The 26,625-nt window shown below is 65.3% G+C and carries 25 protein-coding genes; 10 read left to right on the top strand and 15 right to left on the bottom strand.

From position 1 onward, the window contains the following. Positions 1-10 precede the first annotated feature (10 nt). Positions 11-994, bottom strand: a complete 984-nt coding sequence (locus NG898_RS07810; RefSeq protein WP_252691818.1) for a KpsF/GutQ family sugar-phosphate isomerase — start codon at positions 992-994, stop codon at positions 11-13. Positions 995-1,315: 321 nt separating this feature from the next. Here NG898_RS07810 and NG898_RS07805 point away from each other — a divergent pair, with 321 nt between their 5' ends. Continuing rightward, on the top strand, positions 1,316-3,295 hold the full coding sequence (locus NG898_RS07805; protein WP_252691817.1) for a monovalent cation:proton antiporter family protein: 1,980 nt from the start codon (positions 1,316-1,318) through the stop codon (positions 3,293-3,295). A 9-nt stretch (positions 3,296-3,304) separates the two neighbouring features. On the opposite strand, the gene NG898_RS07800 is transcribed toward NG898_RS07805, so the two are convergent. Both NG898_RS07800 and NG898_RS07795 read right to left on the bottom strand, forming a co-directional pair. Next, positions 3,305-3,709, bottom strand: coding sequence for a ribbon-helix-helix domain-containing protein (locus NG898_RS07800; RefSeq protein WP_252691816.1), 405 nt, complete (start codon positions 3,707-3,709; stop codon positions 3,305-3,307). A 40-nt stretch (positions 3,710-3,749) separates the two neighbouring features. Next, positions 3,750-4,328 (bottom strand): DJ-1/PfpI family protein, encoded by a 579-nt coding sequence (locus NG898_RS07795; protein ID WP_252691815.1) that lies wholly within the window; start codon positions 4,326-4,328, stop codon positions 3,750-3,752. A gap of 108 nt (positions 4,329-4,436) precedes the next feature. On the opposite strand from NG898_RS07795, the gene NG898_RS07790 reads away from it, so the two are divergent. The 3 genes from NG898_RS07790 (at position 4,437) to NG898_RS07780 (ending at position 7,488) form a co-directional block, all read left to right on the top strand. Next, on the top strand, positions 4,437-5,045 hold the full coding sequence (locus NG898_RS07790; RefSeq protein WP_175537157.1) for an adenine phosphoribosyltransferase: 609 nt from the start codon (positions 4,437-4,439) through the stop codon (positions 5,043-5,045). 126 nt (positions 5,046-5,171) lie between these two features. Further along, entirely contained in the window at positions 5,172-5,792 is a 621-nt protein-coding gene (locus NG898_RS07785) for a LysE family translocator (protein WP_252691814.1), read from the top strand. A gap of 19 nt (positions 5,793-5,811) precedes the next feature. Then, a complete protein-coding gene (locus tag NG898_RS07780; RefSeq protein WP_252691813.1) occupies positions 5,812-7,488 on the top strand; it encodes a Na/Pi cotransporter family protein in 1,677 nt (558 codons plus the stop codon). Positions 7,489-7,551: 63 nt separating this feature from the next. On the opposite strand, the gene uvrA is transcribed toward NG898_RS07780, so the two are convergent. Continuing rightward, positions 7,552-10,416: an excinuclease ABC subunit UvrA gene (gene uvrA, locus NG898_RS07775; protein WP_252691812.1), complete on the bottom strand. Its 2,865-nt coding sequence runs from the start codon at positions 10,414-10,416 to the stop codon at positions 7,552-7,554. Positions 10,417-10,658: 242 nt separating this feature from the next. On the opposite strand from uvrA, the gene NG898_RS07770 reads away from it, so the two are divergent. Together NG898_RS07770 and NG898_RS07765 are read left to right on the top strand one after the other, a co-directional pair. Further along, positions 10,659-11,822, top strand: coding sequence for an MFS transporter (locus NG898_RS07770; protein WP_252692500.1), 1,164 nt, complete (start codon positions 10,659-10,661; stop codon positions 11,820-11,822). 50 nt (positions 11,823-11,872) lie between these two features. Next, entirely contained in the window at positions 11,873-12,430 is a 558-nt protein-coding gene (locus NG898_RS07765; protein WP_252691811.1) for a single-stranded DNA-binding protein, read from the top strand. A gap of 88 nt (positions 12,431-12,518) precedes the next feature. Here the strand turns inward: NG898_RS07765 and NG898_RS07760 are convergent, their stop codons facing one another. The 10 genes from NG898_RS07760 to NG898_RS07715 form a co-directional block, all read right to left on the bottom strand. Further along, entirely contained in the window at positions 12,519-12,779 is a 261-nt protein-coding gene (locus NG898_RS07760; RefSeq protein WP_252692499.1) for a hypothetical protein, read from the bottom strand. Between the two features lie 23 nt (positions 12,780-12,802). Continuing rightward, entirely contained in the window at positions 12,803-13,264 is a 462-nt protein-coding gene (locus tag NG898_RS07755; protein ID WP_252691810.1) for a hotdog family protein, read from the bottom strand. Then, complete coding sequence (locus tag NG898_RS07750) at positions 13,261-14,064, bottom strand: beta-ketoacyl synthase chain length factor (protein WP_252691809.1); 804 nt, start codon at positions 14,062-14,064, stop codon at positions 13,261-13,263. Before NG898_RS07750 ends, NG898_RS07755 begins: the two co-directional genes overlap by 4 nt. Next, entirely contained in the window at positions 14,061-15,278 is a 1,218-nt protein-coding gene (locus tag NG898_RS07745) for a beta-ketoacyl-[acyl-carrier-protein] synthase family protein (protein WP_252691808.1), read from the bottom strand. Before NG898_RS07745 ends, NG898_RS07750 begins: the two co-directional genes overlap by 4 nt. A 72-nt stretch (positions 15,279-15,350) precedes the next feature. After that, positions 15,351-16,214 (bottom strand): polysaccharide deacetylase family protein, encoded by an 864-nt coding sequence (locus NG898_RS07740; protein WP_252691807.1) that lies wholly within the window; start codon positions 16,212-16,214, stop codon positions 15,351-15,353. Further along, positions 16,211-18,631, bottom strand: coding sequence for an MMPL family transporter (locus NG898_RS07735; RefSeq protein WP_252691806.1), 2,421 nt, complete (start codon positions 18,629-18,631; stop codon positions 16,211-16,213). The genes NG898_RS07740 and NG898_RS07735 overlap by 4 nt, the downstream gene beginning before the upstream one ends. Positions 18,632-18,644: 13 nt before the next feature. Then, on the bottom strand, positions 18,645-19,241 hold the full coding sequence (locus tag NG898_RS07730; protein WP_252691805.1) for a LolA-related protein: 597 nt from the start codon (positions 19,239-19,241) through the stop codon (positions 18,645-18,647). Then, positions 19,238-20,200: an LpxL/LpxP family acyltransferase gene (locus tag NG898_RS07725; RefSeq protein WP_252691804.1), complete on the bottom strand. Its 963-nt coding sequence runs from the start codon at positions 20,198-20,200 to the stop codon at positions 19,238-19,240. The genes NG898_RS07730 and NG898_RS07725 overlap by 4 nt, the downstream gene beginning before the upstream one ends. Then, a complete protein-coding gene (locus NG898_RS07720; RefSeq protein WP_252691803.1) occupies positions 20,197-21,894 on the bottom strand; it encodes an AMP-binding protein in 1,698 nt (565 codons plus the stop codon). Before NG898_RS07720 ends, NG898_RS07725 begins: the two co-directional genes overlap by 4 nt. Positions 21,895-21,920: 26 nt before the next feature. Continuing rightward, complete coding sequence (locus NG898_RS07715) at positions 21,921-22,595, bottom strand: COG4648 family protein (RefSeq protein ID WP_252691802.1); 675 nt, start codon at positions 22,593-22,595, stop codon at positions 21,921-21,923. 411 nt (positions 22,596-23,006) lie between these two features. On the opposite strand from NG898_RS07715, the gene NG898_RS07710 reads away from it, so the two are divergent. Together NG898_RS07710 and NG898_RS07705 are read left to right on the top strand one after the other, a co-directional pair. Then, positions 23,007-23,267, top strand: a complete 261-nt coding sequence (locus tag NG898_RS07710) for a phosphopantetheine-binding protein (RefSeq protein WP_092973370.1) — start codon at positions 23,007-23,009, stop codon at positions 23,265-23,267. Between the two features lie 54 nt (positions 23,268-23,321). Then, positions 23,322-24,092, top strand: a complete 771-nt coding sequence (locus NG898_RS07705; RefSeq protein WP_092973368.1) for a glycosyltransferase family 2 protein — start codon at positions 23,322-23,324, stop codon at positions 24,090-24,092. A 16-nt stretch (positions 24,093-24,108) separates the two neighbouring features. On the opposite strand, the gene NG898_RS07700 is transcribed toward NG898_RS07705, so the two are convergent. Further along, positions 24,109-24,687 carry a TetR/AcrR family transcriptional regulator gene (locus NG898_RS07700; RefSeq protein WP_252691801.1) on the bottom strand — a complete coding sequence of 193 codons (579 nt, stop codon included), beginning with the start codon at positions 24,685-24,687 and terminating at the stop codon, positions 24,109-24,111. 327 nt (positions 24,688-25,014) lie between these two features. On the opposite strand from NG898_RS07700, the gene NG898_RS07695 reads away from it, so the two are divergent. Then, positions 25,015-25,596 (top strand): tetratricopeptide repeat protein, encoded by a 582-nt coding sequence (locus NG898_RS07695; protein WP_252691800.1) that lies wholly within the window; start codon positions 25,015-25,017, stop codon positions 25,594-25,596. A gap of 154 nt (positions 25,597-25,750) precedes the next feature. Continuing rightward, positions 25,751-26,584 carry a penicillin-binding protein activator LpoB gene (locus NG898_RS07690; protein ID WP_252691799.1) on the top strand — a complete coding sequence of 278 codons (834 nt, stop codon included), beginning with the start codon at positions 25,751-25,753 and terminating at the stop codon, positions 26,582-26,584. Positions 26,585-26,625 lie beyond the last annotated feature (41 nt).

The raw sequence follows: 26,625 nt of genomic DNA, 5'->3' as shown, positions 1-26,625 counted from the left end.
CGTGGGCGGGTCAGATGACCTTGGCCCGCGTCAGGTCGTGGATGTGCAGCGCGCCGACCAGCACGCCGGCGGCATCGACCACCAGCAACTGGTTGATACGGTGCGTCTCCATGACTTCGACGGCTTCGACGGCGAGCTGATCGGGGCCGACGGAGCGCGGGTGGCTGTGCATGACCTCGTGGATGGGCACGGTGCGCCAGTCACGTGGGGTTTCGAGCAGGCGGCGCAGGTCGCCGTCGGTGAACACGCCCACGGCGCGGCCTTGCGCATCGACCACGGCGGTCATCGCCATGCCCTTGCGTGTGATTTCCATCAGCGCCTGCGACAGCGGCGTGTCTTCGTTCACGCGGGGGATGGCATCGCCGGCGCGCATGACGTCACGTACGTGCGTCAGCAGCTTGCGGCCGAGCGACCCGCCCGGATGCGAGCGTGCGAAATCTTCGGCACCGAAGCCGCGCGCGTCGAGCACGGCCACGGCCAGCGCGTCGCCCAGCGCGATCTGCGCGGTGGTGCTGGCAGTGGGAGCAAGGTTCAACGGGCAAGCCTCGACATCGACGTGCGAGTTGAGCACCACGTCGGCATGCTTGCCAAGCGAGGACTCCGGGTTGCCCGTGACGGCGATCAGCTTGGCGCCCATCCGCTTGACCAGCGGCAGAATGACGTTCAGCTCCGATACCTCGCCGGAATTGGAAAAGCCGATGAAAACGTCGTCGCGGGTCACCATGCCGAGGTCGCCATGGCTGGCTTCGGCCGGGTGCACAAAGAAGGCCGGCGTGCCGGTCGAGGCCAGCGTGGCGGCGATCTTGCGCGCCACATGGCCCGATTTGCCCATGCCGGACACGACGACGCGGCCGGTGCAGCCGAGCACCATTTCGACCGCGCGCGCAAAGTCGGCGGACACCTGGGTTTTGAGACCGAGTACGGCTTGCGCTTCGATGTCGAAGGTTTGCTGCGCCAGCGCAAGCGCTCGGTCCGGATTGAAATTCGCTATCATGGCGGCGAAGTATAACAACGATTGACACTGGCCCTGACTGGCTGCCACACGTTCTGGCATTGCATCGGGGCTGGCTTTGCGGGGAGTCGCGGAGCGTGCGGGCGCTCCGTTTTGCTGCGCCGCGGCATTCAGCTTTCAAATCACTTTTCTTCCCGTCGCCACGCCGTCATTTTTGTACTGCGGCGTCTCGCGTATCGCGTTCTTCGTTTATACCCTGGCATCGGTCTTGCAGCGCCTGCGTGCTCGCCGGCGCACGCACCGTCCTGATGCGTGGGTGCTGTCCCTCCTGTCCAACCCCTTTCGATTGGTTTTTCGCGTCGCATGCATTCGCCGCTGGAACTCACCCTCGTGTTGTTGGCCGCCGCCGTGATCGGCGTGGTGCTGTTCCGCATGCTGCAGTTGCCGCCGATGCTGGCCTACCTGGTGGTGGGCGTGCTGATTGGGCCGAAGGCGACGGGGCTGGAGTCCGATTCTGCTCAGACCCGCTACCTGGCTGAGTTCGGGGTGGTGTTCTTGATGTTCTCGATCGGCCTGGAGTTCAACCTCTCCAAGCTTCGTTCGATGCGACGGCTGGTGCTGGGCCTTGGCGCGTCACAGGTGGTGCTGACCGTGCTGCTGACGATTCCGGTATCGATGCTGCTTTCGCGCTGGTACCCGCTGTCGTGGCAGGCGGGGCTGGCGCTGGGTGGCGCGTTGGCGATGTCGTCCACGGCCATCGTGTCGAAGATGCTGGCCGAGCGCCTGCAACTGGAAACCGAGCACGGCCGCAACATCATCAGCGTGCTGCTGTTCCAGGATCTGGCTGTGGTGCTGCTGCTCATCGTGGTGCCGTCATTGGGCAAGAACCCGAGCGACCTGGTTCTGACGCTGTCGATTGCAGCCCTGAAGATCACCGTTGCGCTGGTGCTGATCCTGTTCCTGGGGCAGAAGTTGCTGTCGCGCTGGTTCCACTTGGTGGCGGCGCGGCGCTCGCAGGAGCTGTTCATGTTGAACCTGCTGCTGGTCACGCTGGGTATGGCGGCGCTGACGGAGCGGCTGGGCTTGTCGATGGCGCTGGGCGCGTTCCTGGCCGGCATGCTGGTGTCGGAAACGCCGTACAAGCTGCAGGTGGAAGAAGACATCAAGCCGTTCCGCGACGTGCTGCTGGGTCTGTTCTTCGTGACCGTCGGCATGCTGCTGGACCCGCGCGTGGTCTTCGAGCACTGGGCGCTGGTGCTGGGCCTGGTGATGGCGCCGGTGCTGTTCAAATTTGTGCTGATTGCGCTGCTGGCGCGGGCCTTCGGTTCCGGTGGGGGTGCGGCGATCCGTACGGCTCTCGGGCTGGCGCAGGCCGGTGAATTCGGCTTCGTGCTGCTCAACCAGATTGACGGGATGAAACTGATCGACCCGTTGCTCGGCCAAGCGATCCTGGCGGCGATGCTGCTGTCGATGCTGCTGGCGCCGTTCCTGATTCAGTACAGCGACGTGATTGCCATGCGGCTGTCGCGCACGGACTGGCTGATGCAATCGCTGGCAATGACGAAGATCGCCGCGCAGAGCATCGCCACCGAGCGCCACGTCATCATTTGCGGCTACGGGCGCAGCGGCCAGAACCTGGCGCACATGGTGGAGCAGGAGGGCATCGGCTATGTCGCGCTCGACCTGGACCCCGACCGCGTGCGCGAGGCCGCGGCCGCGGGCGAGCATGTCGTCTATGGCGATGCGGCGCGGCGCGAGTCGCTGGTGGCCGCCGGTATCCACCGTGCAGCGGCGGTCGCCATTACGTATGCCGATACGGCGTCCGCATTGAAGGTGCTGCACCACGTGCAGGCGCTGGAGCCGACCTTGCCCGTGATCGTGCGCACCATTGACGATGCCGACCTGGATCGCCTGCAGCAAGCCGGCGCCACCGAGGTCGTCCCCGAGATCATTGAAGGCAGCCTGATGCTGGCCTCGCACGCGCTGGTGCTGCTGGGCGTGCCCTTGCGCCGCGTGGTGCGCCGTGCGCAGGAGATGCGCGACGCGCGCTACAGCCTGCTGCGCGGCTACTTCCACGGCCAGGATGACGAGGAAGACATGCTCGAGCGCGACGCTGTGCGTCTGCATTCGGTGCCTTTGGCCAAAGGCTCGCCTGCCATCGGCCACAAGCTAGGCACGATGGGGCTGGAGACGTTCAAGACCTCGGTCACGGCGATCCGGCGCCAGGGCATTCGCGCGCTCGATCCTGATCCGGACACCGTGCTGGAGCTGGGCGATATCGTTGTGCTGCGCGGCACCCCCGAGGGGCTGCAGATGGCGGAGGAGCGGCTCTCGCCGCGTTGATGCCAGCGCTTATTTGATGAACGTTTCCAACAGCGGCCCGCGCGAGCGGCGCGGCGGCGGGGCATCCGCCATGTTGGCCGGCAGGCCGTCCAGCACCGCCGCGGCATCGAGCGAGTTGATCGACACCCGCGTATCAGCCGGAATGCGCCCCTCCTGCTGCAGCATCAGATAGCGCAGGCAGCAGACGCGCAGGAACGACGCGAAGTTCGCCACCTCGCCGCGACGCTCGAACAACTCGTCATAGAGTTTGCTGATGAGCTGGTTGACCGTCAGGCCGTCGCGCTGGCCGATCTCTTCGAGCACCTCCCAGAACAGGCACTCCAGCCGCACGCTGGTCGCCACGCCGTGCAGGCGTAGCGAACGCGCGAGGCTGTCGTACGAATGGGGATTGGCGCGGATGAAGATTTCGCACATGGCCGGGGCTCCTGGGGCGCCCGGCGTGCGGGCAACCGGATCAGTGTAGAACCCGCGTGCCCAGGACTTCAAGAAACTGTGCCAACCATGCCGGATGTGCCGGCCACGCGGGCGCTGTGACCAGCTTGCCGTCGGTGTGGGCCTGGTCGACGGGGATGTCCTGGAACGTGCCGCCTGCCGCCGTGACTTCCGGGCCACATGCCGGATATGCCGAGCACGCCTTGCCTTCCAGCACACCCGCCGCCGAGAGCAACTGCGCACCGTGGCAGATGGCCGCGATGGGCTTGTCCGCATGGGCGAAGTGCCGCACGACGTCGAGCACGCGGGCGTTCAGCCGCAGGTATTCGGGCGCGCGGCCGCCGGGCACGACAAGTGCGTCATACGTTGCCGGGTCGACGTCGGCGAAGGTGGCGTTGACCGTGAACCGATGGCCGGGTTTTTCGGAGTACGTCTGCGCGCCTTCGAAATCGTGAACGGCGGTCGCGACGGAATCGCCAGCGCGCTTGTCCGGACAGACGGCGTGCACCGTGTGGCCGACCATCTGCAGCGCCTGGAAGGGGACCATGACTTCGTAGTCCTCCACGTAGTCGCCGACCAGCATCAGAATTTTCTTTGCCATCGCCGTGTCTCCTGTATGGTTTGGGTTTGCCCATTGTGGTTCGGCGCCATTCGGCCCGGGTGGTAGCCCATTACCGCAGACCACGTTTCCTGCTTTCCCGTTTTTGCCATGAACCAAGTTCCCCCTCACCAGGCGGCGCTGCTCACGCCGTCGTCCATTCCCGCTTCCACCGAACTGGGCGATGTATCGCGCTACCTGCGCGACCGCATCCGCACGGTGCCGGACTGGCCGCAGGCCGGGGTGATGTTTCGCGATATCACGCCGCTGCTGCAGGACCCGAAGAGCCTGCGCGTGCTTGTAGACGTATTCGTCCATCGCTACATGGGGCAGGGGCTGAACCTGGTGGCGGGCATCGATGCGCGCGGATTCATCCTCGGTTCGATCGTGGCGTATGAGCTGAACCTCGGCTTTGTGCCGATCCGCAAGAAAGGCAAACTGCCCTTCAACACGGTGGCCGAGGAGTACATGCTCGAATACGGCAGCGCGACGGTGGAAATCCATGCCGATGCCTGCAAGCCGGGCGATCGCGTCCTGTTGATCGACGACCTGATTGCCACCGGCGGCACCATGATGGCCGGCAAGCGCCTGCTTGAACGGCTGGGCGCGACGGTGGTGGAGGGCGCGGCGATTGTCGACCTGCCCGAGCTGGGCGGCTCACAACTGCTGATTGAGGGCGGGCTGCCGCTCTTCACGGTCTGCCGCTTTGATGGACACTGAGCGGCCACCCGCTGCCTTTGCGTGATGCGCCAGCCGCATACGCTCATGTGACAAAAATATGACGCGCTACTGCCACGCGCAGTAGCATGATCCTTTCCATTTCCCCTGCGCCCCCGGGAGACGTCGATGCCCCACGTATTGCTATTCCTGCTGACTTCGATTGCCATCACGGTGATGCCGGGGCCGGACAACCTGCAAGTGATCGCGCGCGGCGCAAGTCAGGGCCGTAAGGCGGGCCTGTCGGCGGCGGCGGGGTTCGCGTCGGGCTGCCTCTTTCATACGACGCTGGCGGCGCTCGGGCTGGCCGCCGTGCTGCAATCGTCCCCTGTGGCGTTCCAGGCGATCCGCTGGCTGGGCGCAGCATATTTGATCTGGCTGGGCATCCAGGCACTGCGCAGCAAGGGCGGCGTCGGCCTGAATCCTGCTGGAGCGCAGGCGGCGCCAGACCTCTGGCAGGTGTATCGCCAGAGCGTCTTTGCCAATTTGCTCAACCCCAAGGTGACGCTGTTCTTCGTGGTGTTCCTGCCGCAGTTTGTGGATGCGCAGGCCGGCCATGCGGCGCTGCAGATGTTGCTGCTGGGCGGTGTGTTCATGGCGCAGACCATCGTTGTGTTCAGCATCTACGGTTGGTGCGCGGCCGCGCTGGGCGGTTGGATGCGCCGCACGCCGCGTGCCTCGCTGTGGCTCGACCGGGTGAGCGGCTGCATTTTCATCGGGCTGGGCCTGCGGGTGGCTCTGACTAAATAAGCAAGACTGCACGGCAACAATGATCACCCTGCTTAAGCTGCTTTCTGGCGTCGCCCTGTTGGTGTGGGGCACGCAGACCGTCAAGGTTGGCATGTTGCGCCTCTACGGCGCGGACTTGCGCCGCCTGTTGTCACGCAGCGTGTCGAATCGGTTCTCTGCGCTGCTGGCCGGCATTGGCGTGACGTGTCTGGTGCAGAGCAGTAACGCGACGGCCACCATCGTCGGCGCCTTTGTTGCGCAAGGGCTGATGGGCGTGTCGTCGGCGCTGGCGATCCTGCTGGGTGCCAACGTGGGCACCGCCATCATGGCGCAGATATTTGCGCTGGATTTGTCGTGGCTGTCGCCGCTGCTGATCTTCTTTGGCGTGATCCTGCATCTGTCGCGCAAGGGCAGTGCGGTGGGACACTTTGGGCGGGTGCTGATCGGCCTGGGCCTGATCATGATGGCGCTGGAGCTGATCTCGGTCGCGTCGAGCCCGATGGTGGAAGCCAATGCGTTGCGCGTGCTGCTGAGCTCTTTCTCGTCAGACACCGGCCTGAACATGTTGATTGGCGCAGTGCTCACGCTGCTGTGCTATTCGAGTCTGGCGGTGGTGCTGTTCTGCGCGACGCTGGCGACGTCGGCGGCGGTGTCGGTCAAGGTGGCGTTTGCGATTGTGCTGGGCGCAAATATCGGGAGTGCCGTAGCGGCGTTGGCGACCACGCCCTCATCGAGCCAAGCCGCACGCCGCGCAACGCTCGGAAACCTGCTTTCGCGCATGCTGGGCGCCGCGCTGGCGCTGCCCTTTCTGGACAAGCTGGCGGAGTGGGCGCCGCACGCGGGCGTCGCGCCACAGCACGTGGTCGTGGCGTTTCATGTGGTGTTCAACGTGGCGTTGGCGGTGTTGCTGATCGGCTTCACCGATACGATGGCGCGCCTGTGTGCGCGGATCCTGCCGGGCGGCGCGCATATCGACGATCTCGTTGCGCCGCGCTACCTCGATCCTTCTGCGCTGGCCACGCCAACGTTGGCGTTGGGCAATGCGTCGCGCGAGGTGCTGCGCATCGGCGATCGCGTTGAGCACATGCTCGACAACACCCTGCGCGTGCTCAAAACCAACGACGTGCGCCTGTTGCAAACCACCCGCGCCATCGACGACGAGGTGGATGCGCTCTACACCGCCATCAAGCTTTATCTCACGCAGCTGAGCCACGAAGCCCTGGACGCGCGCGAGGGAAAACGCTGGGCCGACATCATCTCGCTCACCATCAATCTGGAGCACGCCGGCGACATTCTCGACCGTCTGCTGCAGGACGTACGCGAGAAGAAGATCGCCCACAAGCTGGCCTTTTCCGAGGCCGGCATGGAAGAGCTGGAAGACATGCACGCACGCCTCGTCACGAACCTGAAGCTGGCGCTATCGGTGTTCCTGACGGGGGACCTGCGCAGCGCGCAGAAGCTGATGCTTGAGAAGGCGCACTTCCGCGATCTGGAGAAGCGCTACTCGCGCAGTCACCTCACACGGGTGTCCGCGCAGACCGCCGAGAGCATCGAGACCAGTTCGCTGCATCTGGACATCATCAGCGATTTCAAGCGGTTGAACTCGTTGTTCTGCGCGGCCGCGTATCCGGTGCTGGATGAAGCGGGGGCGTTGAACCGCAGCCGTATGAAAGACGCGGATGACGTGGAGACCGAGACGGCGCCGGCTGGGCACTGACGCCCGCATGCTCAGAAAAAAGCGCAGCCGAAGCTGCGCTTTTTTATTGCCGGATACCCCTGCCTACTTCCGCTTGAGCAGCGGCGCAAGGTATTTGCCGGTAAAGCTAGCCTTGCTCTTCGCCACATCCTCGGGCGTGCCCTTGGCGATGATCTGCCCGCCGCCGGCACCGCCTTCAGGCCCGAGATCGAGCAGCCAGTCCGCCGTTTTGATCACGTCGAGGTTGTGCTCGATGATCACGATCGTATTGCCGTGGTCGCGCAGCTTGTAGATGACCTTCAGCAGCAGCTCGATATCGTGGAAGTGCAGGCCAGTGGTCGGCTCATCCAGGATGTAGAGCGTGCGGCCTGTGTCGCGCTTCGATAGCTCCAGCGACAGCTTCACGCGCTGCGCCTCGCCGCCCGACAGCGTGGTCGCCGATTGCCCCAGGCGGATGTAGCCCAGGCCAACATCCAGCAGCGTCTGCAGCTTGCGGCGTACCACCGGCACCGGCGCGAAGAACTCGTGCGCCTGCTCCACCGTCATCTCCAGCACTTCGGTGATGTTCTTGCCCTTGTAGAGCACTTCCAGCGTTTCGCGGTTGTAGCGCTTACCGTGGCAGACGTCGCACGGCACGTACACGTCGGGCAGGAAGTGCATCTCGACCTTCAGCACGCCGTCACCCTGGCACGCCTCGCAGCGCCCACCCTTGACGTTGAACGAGAAGCGGCCGGGGTCATACCCGCGCTCCTTGGCCGACGGCACGCCGGCAAACAGCTCGCGGATCGGCGTGAACAGGCCCGTATAGGTGGCTGGGTTCGAACGCGGCGTGCGGCCAATCGGAGATTGGTCGACGTTGATGACCTTGTCGAAATGCTCCAGGCCGTCGATGCGATCGTGCGCAGCCGGTTCCGGCGTCGAGCCATACAGATGGCGCGCCACCGCGTGGTACAGCGTGTCGTTGATCAGCGTCGACTTGCCGGAACCCGACACACCCGTGATGCAGGTCAGCAGCCCGATCGGAATATCGGCCGATACGTTCTTCAGGTTATTGCCGCTGGCGTTGATGATGCGCAGCCAGCGCTCTTCATCGGGCGCCGTGCGCTGCTTGGGCACCTCGATGCGGCGCTTGCCCGACAGGTAATCGCCCGTCAGCGACGCCGGCGATTGCTCGACTTGCTGGGGCGTACCTTCGGCGATGATCTGGCCGCCGTGCACGCCAGCGCCGGGGCCGATGTCGACCACATAGTCCGACGCGCGGATCATGTCTTCATCGTGCTCCACCACCAGCACCGAGTTGCCGAGATCGCGCAGGTGCTTGAGCGTGCCGATCAGTCGATCGTTGTCGCGCTGGTGCAGGCCGATGGACGGCTCGTCCAGCACGTACATCACGCCGGTCAGCCCCGAGCCGATCTGCGACGCCAGTCGGATGCGCTGCGCCTCGCCGCCCGAGAGCGTATCGGCACTGCGCTCCAGCGACAGGTAATCGAGCCCGACGTTGTTGAGGAAGTTCAGCCGCGCGGTGATCTCCTTGACGATCTTGTCGGCAATCTCGCGCTTGGCGCCGTGCATGTTCAGCGTCAGGAAATACGTGAGCGCATCGCGCAGCGGCCAGCCGTTGATCTCGTAGATGCCGCGTGCCTGGTCGCTCTCACCAATCTTGACGAAGCGGGCCTCGCGGCGCAGACGGGTGCCGTTGCACTCCGGGCACTGCTGGTTGTTCTGGTACTTGGCCAGCTCCTCGCGCACGGCGATGGAGTCGGTCTCTTTGTAGCGCCGCTCCAGGTTGGGGATGATCCCCTCGAACGCGTGCTCGCGCACCGTGGTTTTGCCGCGCTCGTTGATGTACGTAAACGGAATCTGCTGCTTGCCCGAGCCGTGCAGCACGATCTGCTGGGTCTCGGGCGGCAGGTCTTCAAACGCGACATCGATGTCGACGTCGTAGAACGCCGCCAGGCTCTGCAGCATCTGGAAGTAAAACTGATTGCGGCGGTCCCAGCCCTTGATCGCGCCGGACGCCAGCGACAGATTCGGAAAGGCCACCACGCGCTTCGGATCGAAGAACGTGATCTGGCCCAGCCCGTCGCAGTGCGGGCAGGCGCCCATCGGGTTGTTGAACGAGAACAGCCGCGGCTCCAGCTCCTGCAGCGAGTATGAGCAGATCGGGCAGGCGAACTTGGAGCTGAAGCCGTGCTCCTTGCCCGTGTCCATTTCCAGCGCGATGGCGCGGCCGTCTGCCAGGCGCAGCGCGGTTTCGAACGACTCGGCCAGACGCTGCTTGAGTTCCGGGTTGACCTTCACGCGGTCGACGACGACCTCGATCGAATGTTTGTCGTTCTTCTTCAGCTTGGGCAGGTTGTCGACTTCGTAGACCTTGGCTTCAGCCTCGTGCGCGGTACCGCCGCCCGAGCGGATGCGAAAGCGCACGAAACCCTGCGCCTGCATCGCTTCGAACAGGTCGACGTGCTCGCCTTTGCGGTTGGCCACCACGGGCGCCAGGATCATCAGCTTGGTATCGGCCGGCAACGCCAGCACGGCATCCACCATTTGCGACACGCTTTGCGCTTCCAGCGGCTGTCCGTGATCGGGGCAATAAGGTGTACCGGCGCGCGCATACAGCAGGCGCAGGTAGTCGTGGATCTCGGTAACGGTGCCGACTGTGGAGCGTGGGTTGTGGCTGGTGGCCTTCTGCTCGATGGAAATGGCCGGCGACAGACCTTCGATCAGGTCAACGTCGGGTTTTTCCATCAGTTGCAGGAATTGCCGGGCATACGCCGACAGCGATTCCACGTAGCGCCGCTGCCCCTCCGCATACAGCGTGTCGAACGCGAGCGACGACTTGCCCGACCCCGAAAGCCCGGTGATCACGATCAACTGGTTGCGCGGCAGATCGAGGTTGATGTTCTTCAGGTTGTGGGTACGGGCCCCACGAATCTTGATTTCGTCCATGTGCGGCTGAGTGCTGCTGAATGCGGCGTCGGAGTGCGGACCGCCTGCGGCAATCGGCGGGAGGGTGGAAAAGGGTAAGCCTGCTAATATACCGAACTTCGGTTTTGCTGGTATCTGCTCCCAGATGGGGCAATCCGTAAAACCGTTCAAGTGTTCTTGTCGCCGCTTTTCTTCCTGGTTTTCGCGGCGGTTTCCGCACCATGTCCTCCGCTTCCCCATCCATGACTTCCGCCTCCGGCCGCATGAACGGCCTTGAGCTGCGCGCGGCTGCCTCGCTGGCCGGCATCTTCGCGCTGCGCATGTTGGGTTTGTTCATGATCATGCCGGTCTTCGCGGTGTTCGCGAAAACGCTGCCTGACGGCAACAACACCCAACTCGTCGCTTTCGCCATCGGCGTGTATGGCCTCACGCAGGCGCTGCTCTATATCCCTTACGGCTGGCTATCGGACCGCTTTGGACGCAAGCCGGTCATCGTCACGGGTCTGGTGATCTTTGCCGTGGGCAGCCTGGTGGCGGCGTTTTCGCATAGCGTCGCGGGCATCGCCGTGGGGCGGGCCATCCAGGGCGCGGGGGCGATCTCGTCTGCGGTGATCGCCTTCGTGGCCGACCTCACCCGCGAGGAACATCGCACGAAGGCCATGGCCATGATCGGCGGCAGCATCGGCCTGTCGTTTGCCGTGGCCATCGTGAGTGCGCCGGTCATCTTCCGCTGGGTCGGCATGCCGGGCATGTTCACGGCGATTGGCGTGCTGGCCATCGTCGCCATCGGCGTGGTGCTGTGGGTTGTGCCCAACCCGCCGCATCCGCCCGAGCATGTGAAGGCACCGTTCCGCGAAGTCCTGCGCAACCCCGAACTGCTGCGCCTGAACTTTGGCGTGTTCGCCCTGCATGCCACGCAGACGGCGTTGTTCGTCGTGCTGCCGCACATGCTGGAAGCCGCAGGCTTGGCCGTAGATTCGCACTGGAAGATCTACCTGCCGGTGATGGGCGTGTCTTTCGTGCTGATGGTGCCGGCCATCATTGCCGCCGAGAAGCGCGGCAAGATGAAGGCGGTTCTGCTGTCTGCCGTGGCGCTGGTGATGGTGGCGCAACTGGCGCTGGGCGAGGTGAATCCGACGCTCGCCGCGCTGGCGATTGCGCTGCTGGTCTACTTCCTCGGTTTCAACGTGCTGGAGGCGTCGCAGCCGTCATTGGTATCGAAGTACGCGCCGGGCGTGCGCAAGGGCGCGGCCATGGGCGTGTACAACACGACGCAGGCGCTGGGCCTGTTTGCAGGCGGGGCGGGCGGCGGCTGGATTCTGCTGCATGCGGGGCAGCACGCCGTATTCCTAACCTGCGCCGCGCTGGCTTTTGCCTGGCTTATAATTGCGAGCCCCATGCAGATGCCGGCATTGCGCCGACACTAATCCGGGCAACACGGCGGCATCACTTCATTTTTTACCTTCGGAAACTCATCATGGCGTCCGTCAACAAAGTCATCATCGTCGGCAATCTCGGCGCCGATCCTGAAACGCGTTACATGCCCAGCGGCGACGCTGTCACCAACATTCGCGTGGCAACCACCGACCGCTACAAGGACAAGGCCAGCGGCGAAATGAAGGAAGCCACCGAGTGGCACCGCATTGCCTTCTTCGGCCGCCTGGCTGAAATCGCCGGCGAATACCTGAAGAAGGGCTCGTCGGTCTACATCGAAGGCCGCCTCAAGACCCGTCAATGGGAAAAAGACGGCCAGAAGCAATACAGCACCGAAATCGTCGCAGAACAAATGCAGATGCTCGGCGGCCGCGGTGGTGAGGGCGGTGGCGGTGGTGGTGGCGGTGCTGGCTACTCGCGCGGCGGTGAAGGCGGCGGCGGTGGTGGTGGCTACGGCGGTGGCCGCAGCCAAGGTCAAAGCCAAGGCCAAGGCGGCGGCTACTCGCGCGGCGGTGAAGGTGGTGGTCAGGGCGGCGGTGCACGTCGCCAGCCGGCACCGTCGAATGGTTTTGAGGATATGGACGACGATATTCCGTTCTAGAGATCATCTCGCCCGACAACAAAAACCCGGCAATCCGCCCAGGACGCCGGGTTTTTTGTTGTCTTCAGCGGGCAGACCTGCCGCCGTTCTAATCACTCTCACACGGCTTCTTGAAGACGTGTTTCACCCCGCATTTGGTCGCGTGCGCCGCGTTCTTCACACCATGCCCCACCGCTCGTGCAGCGTTGGCCGTTGCATGCCCAGCTTCCTTTGCCGCATGGCCGGTCTTGCGGGCGGCTTCCTTCGTGTCCTGCTTGATGTTCTCCTTGGTCTCGGACAAGTCGGCATGGGCCAGGGAGCTGAGCAGCGCCAGCAGCAGCGCAGGGATCAAAAGTAGACGACCTTTCACGGCGGAAATCCTCACAAACAGGTTCATGCAACGGACGCGTCGAGCACCACGGCGGCGCGGCCGGTCAACAGGATGCGCGTACCACTGCGCACGGTGAATCGGTAGAGCACGTTGTTGCCGTCGCCACCGATGCGTTCGGCTTCGATGTCGAGCGGCGAGTCGATGGTGTCGAGCCGGGGGACGTGGGCTTCAACGCTGCGCACGCTGGCGAGAAAACCGGCGCGCGGGCGGGCTTGCGCAGCATCGCACAGAGCGCCATGCACGGCCATCGCCTGAGCGGCGTATTCGATGCCACAGACCGCGGCCAATTGACCGTACGAGCGCAGCGGATTGGCAGCGTCACGATGGCTCGTGGCGCTGCAATGGATGTGTGCGTCGTCCCAGGCGACGACCGCGTCCAGCAGGCACATCGTGCCGCTGTGCGGAATGCGAGCTGCGATCCAGTCGCGGTCGAGTGGGGGAGATGGCTGCGTGCTTGACGTCATGGCGTGCCGAAGGTGATGTCGACCTGCACGCGGGTCTCGGGCAGATAGTCGAGCACGACGTTGGCTGCGCGCCGCGCCGCCAACGCTTCCAGCAGCGGCAGTGCACGCGCCGCTGCGTTGCCCTGCCACAGCGTTTCGAGCCCGGGTTGTGCCAATGCAGTCGATGCCGCGTCGGTCAGCGCGACGTCAATGCGCGCGAGCGTGCGCGGGCCGGCTTCGGGCGCAAGGACCATCGCCACCGCAAACGCATCGGGCACGGGCCGCACCGCGTTCAACGGTTCCGGGTAGTCGCTGTCATACGCGATCAGCAGGGTGGGGGTGGCGTCAATCGCGACCTGACAGAGGCTGTCCAGCAGGCCGGCGGCAAAGCTGCCGTCGTACGCACACAGCACATTGGACGGCGCCATCGCGTGCGTGGCGATGCTCCAGTAGCCGGCTGGCGCGTTGTGCACGGAGTTGTGGAAGCGCGTGGGCGAAAGCTTGCGATCGTCGCCCGCCAGGGTTTCGCAGATGGCGTGGCAGTTTTGGCCATCGCCGCCGGATGAACTGAAGACCGTGGCCAGCGTGGCGGCATCGCGTCCGCTGGCTGCGACGGCCTCGTGGCCGACTGCCAGCGCCAGTTTGACTACGGGCCCCGTGCGGCGGCGCTCGACCGCCGGCAGCCCGGCTGGCGGCGGCAACTCGGTCGGTGCGTGTGCGTATGGTGTTCGACCGGTGAGCACGTCGGCGGTGTGCGGCCAATCCCGCAGACCGGGGCCCAGCACGCCGATGCTCTCGATGAAGGCGCTCAGTCGGGTCATGATGACAGGCCCACGTGGTCTGCGCGGCCGAAGATCAAGCTGCAATTCGTGCCACCAAATCCAAAGGCGTTGCTGAGCGCTGTGCGAACACGGGCGTGGCGGCTCGACGTCAGGTAGTTGATGGCCAAGGTCGGGTCCGGCTGCGTGGTGTTGATGCCGGCCGGCAGCAATTGATGGCGCAGCGCCAGCGCTGTGATCACGGCTTCCAATGCACCCGCCGCGCCCAGTGTGTGGCCGGTCGCACCCTTGGTCGAGCTGCACGCCGTGCCGTCGAACATCGCCTGGATGGCGCGCGCCTCTGCTGCGTCATTGCTGGGCGTGCCGGTGCCGTGCAGGTTGATGTAGTCGATGTCCGTGGCGGCCAAGCCGCTTGTGGCCAGCGCTTGCATCATGGCAGCGCGTGCGCCCAGCCCTTCCGGATGCGGCGAGGACATGTGATGCGCGTCGCTCGATTCGCCAACGCCGAGCAGCAGGATTGCATCGTCGTCCAGCGCGCCCTTCGCCTCGGGGGCGCGCTCCAGCAGCGCAAAGGCTGCGGCCTCGCCGATGGAGATGCCATCGCGCGCCGCATCGTACGGCCGGCACGGTTGCCGCGACAGCAGCTCCAGCGAGTTGAACCCGTACAGCGCAGTCAGGCACAGCGAATCGACGCCGCCCACCACCGCCGCATCGATCAGGCCCGCGGCCAGCATGCGCCGCGCCGAGGCAAACACCTTGGCCCCCGACGAACACGCCGACGAGATCACCATGGCCGGTCCGCTCAACCCAAAGTACGCCCGCACAAACGCGGCGGACGAATAAATGTTGTGCGTCTGTGCGTAGTGAAAGCTCGCCGGCAGCGCGCCCGTTTGCGGATCGCGCTGCTGGTAGGCGCGTTCGGTTTCGAGAATTCCCGACGTGCTGGTGCCAAGGAACACGCCGACGCGTGCGGCGCCATGGCGTGCCTTGGCGGCTTCGACAGCCTCGGCAAAACCGTCTTGTGTGAGGCCGATCTGCGCAAGCCGGTTGTTGCGGCAGTCGAACTCGCGCAGGTCTGCGCGCACGGGCGTGGCATCCGCGCCAGGCACTTCGCCGATCCACGTGTCGAGTTCGGCGCGTGGGAAGTCACACGGCTTGAGCCCGCCACGTTGCCCGCGCAACGCGTCGAGCGTGGCGTCAAGGCCACGTCCGAGGCAGCTTGTGGCGGTGAAATGTGTGAGCAGGACAGGCTTCACTGGAGAGATTGTCGCGGCAATTGTGGGGTGAGCTGACGGAGCAGACGGGGCGCCAATCGTTGACAAATTTTATCAAATGGCCATTTGCGAGCGGGTGGCCTGCGCGGGCGCCTGCGCGAGGGCAGCTCGCAAGGTCGTGCACTGCAATCGCGCGTGGGCGGCGGCTTCGAGCACCTTCGGCAACACAGTCAATATGACGGGCGTGCCGTGTGCATCGCGCGCCGCATGCCCATCGTGGAGCAGCAGGATGTCTTGCGGCGCCAGACCGTGCAGCAGGCGCTGGGCGATGGCGTCGGCGTTATGCGAGCGGGTGTCGAAGCCGCGGCGCGTCCAGCTCGCCAGTTGCAAGCCAAGCTGACACAGCACGGGTTCGAGAAACGGATTGCGCAGTCCGGCTGGCGCCCGAAAGAACAGCGGGCGCGTGCCGGCGATCTGCGCGAGCGTGTCCTGCGCGGCAGCAATCTCGCGCCGCAACGCGCCCGGCCCCTGCAGCGAGAACGTATGCCGATGGCGCTGACTGTGGTTTTCCACCGCATGCCCACGCACGACGATGGCCTCGACGCAGCGCGGGTGCCGCTGCGCCAATTCGCCGATGCAGAAGAAGGTGGCTTTGGCGCCGTGCTGGTCGAGCACGTCCAGCACGCGTGGCGTGACATCGGGGTCAGGACCGTCGTCGATAGTCAACGCGATCTGTTGGCCGGCCGTGGCGGGCAGATGCGTCCAGTTCGGGCCGAGCCATGCGCTGCGCGGCCACAGTCCACCGGCCATCAGCACCAGATGCGAGGCGATGACGCTGCAGCCCGCCCATGGCCATGTTGAGGGGGCGGCCGCAACGGCAACCGCCGCGCCCGCGTGCAGCGCGAGCGTGCCGCTGATCAGCGGCGTCGGCGTCCAGCGGCGGGCGGTGCCAAGTGGTGGGGTGATCGGCGTGTTCATGCTGCAGCGTGCTGTTCGTGATTGGTGCGTGGCGCGAGGATGGCAGCAAACACCAGCGCGAGCATGGCGCCGGGCCCGACGGTCAACCCGAACGTTTCCAACATCGGCACCCGCGAGAATGCCAGCAGGCCGAAGCCCGCCACGGTCGCCAGGTTAGCCACCAGTAATGACACCAGCGTCTGCGGCGCAATGGCCTGCGTGCGTTGGTTGAAAAACAGCGCGTAGTTCGATCCCACCGCCACGATCAGCAGCATGCCCACCAGATGCAGGATGGTCAGCGGCACGCGCGCCAGCGCAAAGCCGGCCGTCACCACCAGCACCGCCGCCACCAGGGGCGCCAGCGCGCGGAGCGTCCGCTGCGGTGAGCGCAACGCCACGAGCAGCAGCAAGGCGATCGCTGCGAAACCGGCCAGCGACAGGCGAAGGTCTTCTCGCACGTAGTTCACGTACAGCCGATCAGCCTCGGCCTTCATGTCGACGAAGAGCGCGCCCGGCACGGCCGCATGCTCGACGGCGGCTCGAATCGGCGCGGCATCCAGGCTGGACGAGTTGGGTGCGTTCTTCGTGGCGGCCGGCGCGGCTGATGGTGCGCGCAACGGCAGCATGGCGCTCCATTGGCCGGCGCGTTCTGTGAGCAGTGCGTCCACCGCCAATGCCATCGATGTGCCCTTCAGGTCTGCGCGCCGCAAAAGGGGCTGCGCGCGTGCCGCGTCTACATCGGCGATAAACGGGGCGAAGAGATCAGGCTTCACGCGGATCGGCTGATCTTCAACGGCGCTGCGCATGCGGGCGGCCAGTGCATCCGCAGGGGGCAGGCTTGCGAGGCGCGCGCGCTGCGTAGCATCGCTCGGCAGATAGCGCGCAGGGTTCTCGACGCCGGCCAGCACGCCGCTGTCCACCAACGGTTGCAGTTGCGCGGCGACCTTTTCGGCGCCTTCAAGCGCGGCCTGCTCGGCCGCGGCCGGAATCACCACCAGATAGCGCACGTCGGGCGCCCCCACGTCTGCGCGCAGGCTGGCGTCGAGCGCCTGGCTTTTCGCGGGCACGGGGCTCAGCGCAGCGAGTTCGCGGCTCCACAGGCCATCGCGATGCAGCGCAAGCGCCGCACATGCGCCCACGAGCACCGTCGCCAACACCCAGCGCAGACGTGGCGCAGCGTGCGTGGCCTGTGCGAGCCACGCCCCCACGCGCGACACATCCCGCGTCGCCACTTCCGCACCACGCAGATGCGGCAGTACGTAACGCGTGACGAGGGCCGCCGTCACCAATCCGACGATCGAATACAGCCCTAACTGCACGAGCCCCGGAAAGCCCGAGAACAGCATCGATGCAAAGCCGCATACCGAGGTCAGCACACCCAGGCGGATGGTCGGCCAGTACGTGGTGATCCATGCGCGCAGGCTGTCGTTGGGGGTGGCGCTACGCAGGCGAGCAGATTGCACGAACAGGTAGATCGAATAGTCGACTGCCTCGCCGATGAGCGTGGTGCCGAAGCCGAGCGTGAGCCCGTGCACCGCGCCAAACGTGAGGCTGACCGCTGCCACGCCAGCCGCCACGCCGGACAGCACCGGCAGCAACCCCAGCATCACCGTACGCGGCGAGCGGTACACCGTGAGCAGCAGCGCCACCACGAGCGCGAGGCTGACGGTGGAAAGCCGCTCCACGTCGTGCTTGATGGTGTCGCGCGATTCAACCGAGAACACGCCCGGGCCGGTCATCAGGATGCGTGCTGAGGCAGCGTTGGGTACCTTGCGTGCAACCGCATCGAACGTGCGGCGCACAGTATCGATGGCCTGCGCCTGAGCGTCGGTGTCGGAGCCGGCTGCCGTTGTCTGCACGACCAGCACGGCTCGCTGGCCATCGCGCGACGTCCACACGCCGTGCATTGACGACGGCAGCGCGGTGTTGTCGAGTTGGCTGACGAGTGCCGCCACCTCGCCGGTCGGGTCGCGCGGCAGCATGTTCTTGGCAAACAGCCCGGCTGACGAACTGAGCAGGTCCAGACTCTCGCCCAGCGCCGCATGCAGGCCTTCAGCGGAAAAGCGTTGCGGCGTGACAGCTGGGCTGAGCACGTAGCGGTGGTCGAAGATGAACTGGCGGTCGCGCGCCTCGCTCACGGGCTCACCGTTGTTGACGGCGCTGAACTGCAGGTCGGTACGCAGCAATGCGGCGAGCTGCTTCGACAGCGCTGCGCGGGCGGCCGCGTCGCTGCCCTCGATGCCGACGAGGATCAGTCGTGACACCAGCCCCTCGCGCAACTGATCGACCAGCACGCGCTGCTCCGCACTCGGCGAGCGCGGCAGAAACGCCGACAGGTCCGCCGTAAAGCTCGTCCGCCCGATCACGACCGCGCACAGCAGCAAGCCGGTCAACCAGACCAGCACGGCGGGCCGCTGCAGGGCGTGCAAGCGATTCATATGCGCGGCGTCCTTAATTGCCCGGCACGCGTTGCAGGCGCATCAGCGAATGATCGCCGTCGGCTTGGCGGATCGCGACGCAGCGCAGCACATCGCGCGTGCCTTCCAGCGTGATGGTGCTGACGACCTTCTGCATGCGCGTGTCGATGGGGGAAAGGGTGAGCGTCCAGTCATCGCCGTGGCCAGCAATGGCGACCTTGTAGATCGCTTCGAGCGCGTAGCGGTTGCCGGCCAGCGTGGCGCGGATGCTTTCAATGAAGGCGCCCAGCTCCGGATATTGCGACAGCGGCATCGTGAACTTGCGCTGGTTGCGCTCCACGGTCAGCTTGTCGCCGTCAATCACGAGGTGCTCGGGCTTCGGCGCCAGGGTGCGCTTTTCCAGGTGGTCGGGCGCCACGAAGACCAGCTCGCCGGACGATTCAATGGGCTCAGCCGCAATCGACAGCGTCTTTGTTTCCGTAAACGTGGCGCGCCCCGACTTGTTGCGTGCAAGCGTGGACATGAGGCGGTCGAGCGTCCAGGCGGTATCCGCGGCGTGGGCGGCTGTTGCCAACATGCTGGCTGCGAGCATGGCCAGAAGGGCGCGAAGGAATGGGCGCGTTGCAGTCATGGCGTTTGGGTGGTCTGGTGCTCGGCCGGGGTGGGATTCTGCGCGCCAGCCGCGTCGGCATCCTGCCAGAAGTCGAAGTAATTGAACCAGTTGTATGGCGCGGCGCGGCAGTAATGTTCAACGCGCTCGACATAGCGGGCCAGTGCGGCTTGCACGGCGGCGGCGCGATCTTCGCGGCGTACGTTGGTGAAATCCGCCAGTGGATCGAAATGCACGGCGTAGCGATTGCCGCCCAGGTGCAGCCCCGTCATGAACAGCACGGGGCGCTTCAGCATGGCGGCCATGTGCAGCGGCCCGAGCGGAAACGATGCCGGGCTGCCGAGAAAATCCCTGCGCTGGATGGATGGCCCCGCGTCGCGCAACAGCGTGCGATCGGCCAGCATGCCGACCAGCCGGTTGTCGTCCAGTGCCTCGCGCACTTGCAGCATGGCGTCTACACGCCCCAGCGGAATGACTTCCGGCGCCGCCGCCGGGTTGATGGCGGCAACTGCGGCGTTGATGTTGCGTGCATTCTCTTCATACATGGCGACGGCTACGCGCAGGTTTGGCACCGTACGGCCAAGCGCGCGCACCACCTCGAAGCTGCCCAGGTGCGCGCCGAGCAGGAATGCACCGCGCCCCCGCTCCAGCACGTCGTGTATGTGCTGCTGGCCCTGCAACTCGACGTCGAATAGATCGAAGCGCCCGCTGATCAGATAAATGCGGTCGTGGATGGTCGTGCCAAAGGTGAACATGTGACGGAACACGTCGCGCAGCGTTGCCGGCCGACCGAGCGCGCGGCGCAGATAGTCACGCGAGGCACGCCGCGCCGCCGGCGAGGCCGCCACAAAGTACACCGCAATCAGCCACAGCAGAGCCCTGCCGAACGGCCGCCCAAGCCGCAGCGAAAGCCACGTCATCACGCGCAGCAGCGCGAGGTTGCTGCGCTCCGGACGCTCAGCCCAGTCGGTGCGCTTCATGCAGCAACGCCCTCCGGCGCTGATGCGGACAGCACGCCGCTGGCCACTTCGCGCTCGCCCGCGCGGATCGTGAAGCGGACGGCGTTGCTCGCCGTCGTCTCGAACGCGAGGTCGAGCAACTCCTCGGGTGCCGCAGGGCTGAGAAACTTGGTCGAACTGATCTTGCAAGCATCAAGCGAGCGTCCCAGCGCCGCACCGATCGTGTGGAGCGCGTGGTCAAGCAGCACCACCCCCGGCACGATTGGGTGGCCGGGAAAGTGCCCCGGCAGCGCCGGGTGATCTGCGGGAATGGTGAAGCGCATGGCGGGCTTGTGTGTGTTGCGGTGCGAATGTTGTGCCACCAGCGCGGCCAGCACATCGCGCGCCAGCTTGCCGGTTTCGTTGCGCGGCAGCGCGTCCACCAGCAGCAGCGGGCGTGGCAGGAATGCTGCATCGATGCGGTCATGCAGGGCACGCAGTACGTCCGCCGCGCTAAGGCTCGGCGCCACAACGAGTGCCACCAGGCGCGTGACTGCGGCGCTGCCCTGCGTATGCGGGGCGGCAGGCGCATCGTCCGGCATGTAGAACACGCCGTCCTCCACACCTGCAATCGCGTTGAGCTGATGATTCAGATACGCCAGCGACGAGCGCTTGCCGGCAATGTTGATCAGATCGGTCTTACGGCCGTGCAGCAGAAAGTGCGTGTCGTCGATCAGCTCAATCACGTCGCTCATCGGCACCGGGGTGTCGACGTGTCCGCCATGGACCCACACCGTGGGGCCGTCGTCTTCCGGCGTGCCGGCGCGCGATTCCATGCGGACGCCGGGGTATAGATGCCACGCGGTTTCCTGCGCGGTACGGCGCGTCGCGACCTGGCCCGTTTCGGTGCTGCCGTAGATTTCCAGGAGCGGCGCAGACAGGCGCGTCTCGGCCTCCCGCGCCAGCGCCTGCGACAGCGGCGCAGTGGCCGACAGCACGAGCGATGCGCTTGGCAACGCGGGTTCTGATGCCAGCAGCGCCCGCAGATGCACCGGCGAGGTCACCAGCACGCGCGGCTGAGGCACAGCCTGCAGCGCCTCGCGAATGTCCGCCGGATAGAACGGCAGCTGGTTGCTGAAGGCCAGACCGCCCTGCAGCACGAGCAGTACCGTCACCTCAAAGCCATACATGTGCTGCGGCGGCACGGTGCCGACCAGCGTGAAGGCGCGCCCGCCGTCCAGGCCAAGGTGCGCGACCGCCGTGCGCATGCAGTGCACAAGTGCGCCCCACGTTTTGCGATGCGGCACCGGCGTGCCGGTCGATCCGGACGTGAACAACACTGCCATGACTTGCGACGCGTCGATCTGCGGCACGTCGTTGAGCGTTGTGTTGGCCGTCAACGCATCGGGATACCGGAAGCCCGGCAGGTCGACGGGGCAGGCGGCCGCATCGTGCAGGCAAAACACATCGGGCGCGAACGCCGAAAGCTGACGCACCATCTGGGGCGTCTGCATGGGCGGCAGCAGGCTGACTTTGCCGGCCACCAGCGTCGCACACAGCGCGACGGCAAAGCGGTAACGGTCTGAACAGGCGTTGAACACGTGACCGCCCGGCGGTAGCATCGCGGCCAGCGCCATCACATCGGCTACGAACGCACGTGCGGAGACGGGCGTGCCGTCACGCCAGGCGAGCGTGTGGTCGAGTGTTGGATGAGAGACCAGCGGGTAAGTCGGCATGACGCAAATCGTGGAGGCGTGTGGGCTCAGCGGGAGCGTTCTGTGGCGGGGCGCGTGGATTGCTGCTGCGTCGCCGATTGTCGATACGCGCGCACCGCATCGAACAGGCTGGAATGTGGCTCGCCGCGCAGCACGACGCGCCGGCAGAGGTATTCCGCCACAAACATCACGCCCACCAGCGGCAGCGACAGGTAGTTCGCAAACGTCGACCACGTTACGGTCGATGCCGCGGCAAACAACAGGGTGGACACGACGGCGGTTGCCAGAAAAAACAGCGTCCATGCCAGCGTGACCTGCCGCGAATAACGCGCAATGCGCGGCGTGAGCGTGCCGTGCACCATGTGGGCAAAGCGCGTGCACAGTGGCTCGCGGTCCGCCACTAACGTGCGGCCGAATACGTAGGTCATCATCAAGTTGAAGCTTGCATGTTCGAGGTACAGGCCCCAGTCAAAATGCGCGGCGAGCGGTGCGCGCGCCATCCACAGCACTCCACAGACGAGCAGCCACAGCGGCAACAGCCATGCCCGATGTGTGGAACGTGTGGCTGCGACCAGCGCAACGGCCAACGGCGGTACCAGAGCCATCGCCAGGCCCATGCCATGCGCGCCTGGCGTGGCCGCCGCGTAATGCGCACCGACCTGATACGCCACGACCGCACCCACCCCCGCTGCGCCCCGCGCAAAGCTGGTCAGTCGCTGCATGGCAGAGCAAGTTGCGAGGAGCGGCGCTGCATGGTGTCGTAGGAGGGGCCGGGCAGTTTCATCATAGGGCGGGGCACATTCTAGGGCCCCGCGCGTGTCTCGCCTGATCCGGCGGCGGCGTGTTTGTAACCGGATGTACGGCGCCCGGGCGGCCCTGTTGCGGCGCCCCTTGCCGCTTTGCGGCCCCACACAAGCCGTTGAATCGTTTGCGTCACTTCGTGCATGCGCCGCGACATGCGGTCTTTGTCACGGTTTCGCGCTATACGGGGTGTAACCCTTCGTCTAGAATCCGCGTAGCTTAAACGACCCCCTTCACAGGCTGGGCTGGACAAGGCAGGGGCTTCGGGCAAGGAGAACGTCGTTGGCTCTGGCCGCAATCCCCGCTGCACGCCGCCTGTGGCTGCAAGACCGATGAACGACCTGGAAAAAGAGCTCGCCGCGCTCATGATCGGCGAACTGAATCTCGAAGACATTCAACTCGATACCCTGACCGCCGACACACCGCTGTATGGCGAAGGGTTCGGGCTCGATTCCATCGATATCCTCGAAGTTGCGCTGTTGATCTCCAAGAAATACGGCTTCGAGCTGCGCTCCGGCGATCCCGACAACCAGAAGATCTTCGCCTCGCTGGGCTCGCTCGCAGCCTACGTGGCAGAACACCGCACGCGATAGGCTCGCGCCAGCGCCCGACGCATTCCGCTTTCAACGTTTGGCCGGACCGACGCCATGCCGATGACCGGCGCTTCCACCTCGCACCTCGTTCTGATTCCAAGCTACAACCCTGGCTCCAAGGTTGACGACACCGTGCGCAGCGCGCGCGCGCAGTGGAACCCGGTCTGGGTCGTGGCGGACGGCAGCACCGACGGCAGCACCGAACGCTTGCAGGCCATGGCAGCGCAAGACCCAGGGCTGCGCGTGATTGTGCTGCCGCGCAATCGCGGCAAGGGCGTGGCCGTGCTGACCGGCCTGGAAGCCGCTGCCGCAGCAGGTTTTACCTACGTGCTGACCATGGATGCCGACGGCCAGCATCCCGCGGAGCTCATCCCCGAATTCATGGCGGCCTCACAGGCTGCACCCGACGCGATGATCCTCGGCCAGCCGGTGTTTGATGCAACGGCGCCGCAGGTGCGCGTGCAGGGCCGGCGCCTGTCCAACGGCTGTGCGGACATCGAAACCCTGTGGGCCGGAATTGGCGATACGTTGTTCGGTTTTCGCGTCTATCCGATTGCGCCGCTGGCCGAGATCATGCGCCGGCAGACTTGGATGCGCGGTTTCGACTTCGACCCGGAAGCGGCGGTGCGCCTGTGCTGGGCCGGTGTGCGTCCGATCCGGCTGGCGGCGCCGGTGCGCTACTTCCGCGCGCACGAGGGCGGTGTGTCGCATTTCCGGTATCTGCGAGACAACATCCTGCTGGTTGGGATGCATCTGCGCCTGGCGGCCGAGGGCATGCTGCGCTTGCCTTCGATGATTGCGCGGCGGGTGCAGCGCGGCTGGTAGGCTGCGGCGGCTGGGTTCAGGCAGCTTCAGTGGCGGCCCTGGCCTGGTTCAGAAGGGTTTCTGCGGCGTGCCAGGCCTGTGACGCGGCGGACGGATCGCCAATTGCGCGGGCGTCGGCGGTGGCGCCCGACAGCAGCATCACGTACACCCCGGCAAGCTGCCGCGCCGTATTGGCAGGCACCACATCCTTGAGCAGTGTTTCCATCATGGCGAGCAGATCGTCGCGGTAGCGCACTGCCACGTCGGTCACCTTGGGGCAGGTGGCGCCAAACTCAGCCAGCGCGCGCTCGAACAGGCAGCCCGCAAATTCGGGAGTGCGGAACCATGCGCCATACCACTCGAAGATGCCCTTGAGGCGGGCAGTGGCGTCGGGCACGGGGCTGAGCTTCTCGGCAATGCTGCCCATGACGAAGGTATAGCGCTGCTCCAGCACTTCCTTGATCAGATCTTCCTTGCCGGCAAAGTGCCGGTACAGCGTCATACGGGCGACGCCGGATTCGTCGATGATCCAATCGACGCCCACGGGGTGAAAGCCGTGCTTGGAAAACAGCTCGCCGGCCTTGTCCACCACCTGTTGGCGCTTGCTTGCGCGCATTGCCACCTCTCCTGATTGCTGAGCCGCATCTTAGCATCGGCCCCTTATTGCGGCCTGGGGATTGGGCCCAAACACGGTCGGCTGCAGAGTGTTGTTGCCGCGTCAGCTTTACGCTTTGATAACACAACGGCACGCGCTTCCCGCTAAAGTAGACCGATCTATATCATGTGCCCGCAAATCCTATGGGCGCGCGGAAGAGAAAGCGTTGTGCAGCCAATGTGGGGGCGCCGGTTTTGCGGACGGGATCGCAAAAACCACCGGCACTGACCAGGTTGTCAGCGGAGTTTCTCTCGATCAACAGCAACAATAAGAGAAAGGGTCAGGCGAATGCGGAATCGTTTGCTGATGTTGGGAGTCGTGTCACTGCTGGCAGCGTGTGCCCAGCCGCAGCCGCCCAGCGATGTGGTACGGGTGTGCGACGACCGTGGCTGTGCCGATCGGCCGAAAGCCCAGGTGGCGTTTGACCAGGCGAATATCCCTGACGAAGATCCGCGCATTATTGCCCTCAAGGAAGTTGCCAAGCGAGAGCCCAAGGCCGCTTACGACCTGGGTCTGCGCTATTTCCGCGGTGACGGCGTCCGCCAGGACAGCTACCAGGCACTGAACTGGATGCGCGAGGCGGCCGAGCACGGCAACCTGCAGGCGCAGAAGGCGCTCGGCGCGTTCTACCTGTTCGGGCTGGAAGAGATGGGCTCCGACCCACGCGAAGCCGAAAAATGGCTCTCGATTGCCGTGAGCCGTGGCGACAAGGAATCCAAGAAGCTGCTTGAGCAAGCACGCGCCGCCAAGAAATCCGACGAAGACGACTACAAGTGGCGCGCGCAATGGCGCAGCACCTACTACGGCTATTGGTATTCGGGTTATCCGTACCTCGGCGTCTGGCGCCAGACGAGCTGGTACTGGTACTGAGAGAGGCGCCGCAGTCATCCGTTTCAAAGCGTTTCAAGGCAGTTCGGGGAGGGGGGAAAGCCTGTTGCACACCTCGCACGCCTGATCAAGGGGGGCTTATTGAGTCGCAGGACGCATAAGCCGAACATCGACTCAATGTGAGCCACACAACAATATGAAAACCAATCTTCTTAGCCGCACTGCCAAGGCCGCAGGCGTGGCATTGATCTCCGCTTCCCTGGCTGCGTGCGCAGGCGGCGGCATGGTGACGCCGGGCGGCCAGAACGCCGGCGTGAGCGGTGCTGCGGCCGGCGGCTCCAGCGTGGGTGCAGACCCGACTCTCGAGCGCTGCGCCTCGCCGCTGGGCACCATCGCCATGGACGACGGCCGCAACGCCGACTGGTACGGCCAGTTCGGCAGCGCCACCAAGGTGACGACGATCGACCCGCTGCTGCGCATGGCCGTGCAGCAATCGAACTGCTTCGTGATCACGTCGATCGGCAACCAGAAGACCGACGCACGCCTGTCGCGCATCACCGATCTGCAGCGCAACTCCGGTGAATACCGTGCGGGCTCGAAGCAGCAGAAGGGCCAGCGTGTGGCGGCTGACTACTACATGGAGCCGCAGATCATCATTAACGACTCGCCGATCGGCGGTGTGGCGGGTGCCGTGGGCGGTCTGCTGGGCAACAGCGCCATCGCCGCGCTGGCCGGCAGTGTGAAGTCGAAGGCTTCGGTCGTGACGCTGACCCTGTTCGACGTGCGCTCGGCCGTGCAGATTGCTGCCGCCGAAGGCAGTTCGACCGCCACGAACTACGGTGCCGTGCTGGCTGGTTTTGGCGGTGGCGTGGGCGGCGGTCTGGCAGGTTTCTCCAGCACGCCGGAAGGCAAGGCCACGGTGGTCGCCTTTATCGACGCGTGGAACAAGATGGTCGTCGCGCTGCGCAGCTACAAGGCGCAAGACGTCAAGGGTGGCCTGGGCCGTGGCGGTCAGCTCAAGGTCAACTGATCGCGTTCAGCGCTCCGAAGTGCGAAACCAAAAAAGCCTGC

Source organism: Ralstonia mojiangensis (assembly GCF_023955645.1).
Lineage (GTDB): Bacteria > Pseudomonadota > Gammaproteobacteria > Burkholderiales > Burkholderiaceae > Ralstonia > Ralstonia mojiangensis.
Note: the sequence above shows the minus strand (reverse complement) of the source record. Positions and strands in the feature narration are given on the sequence as shown.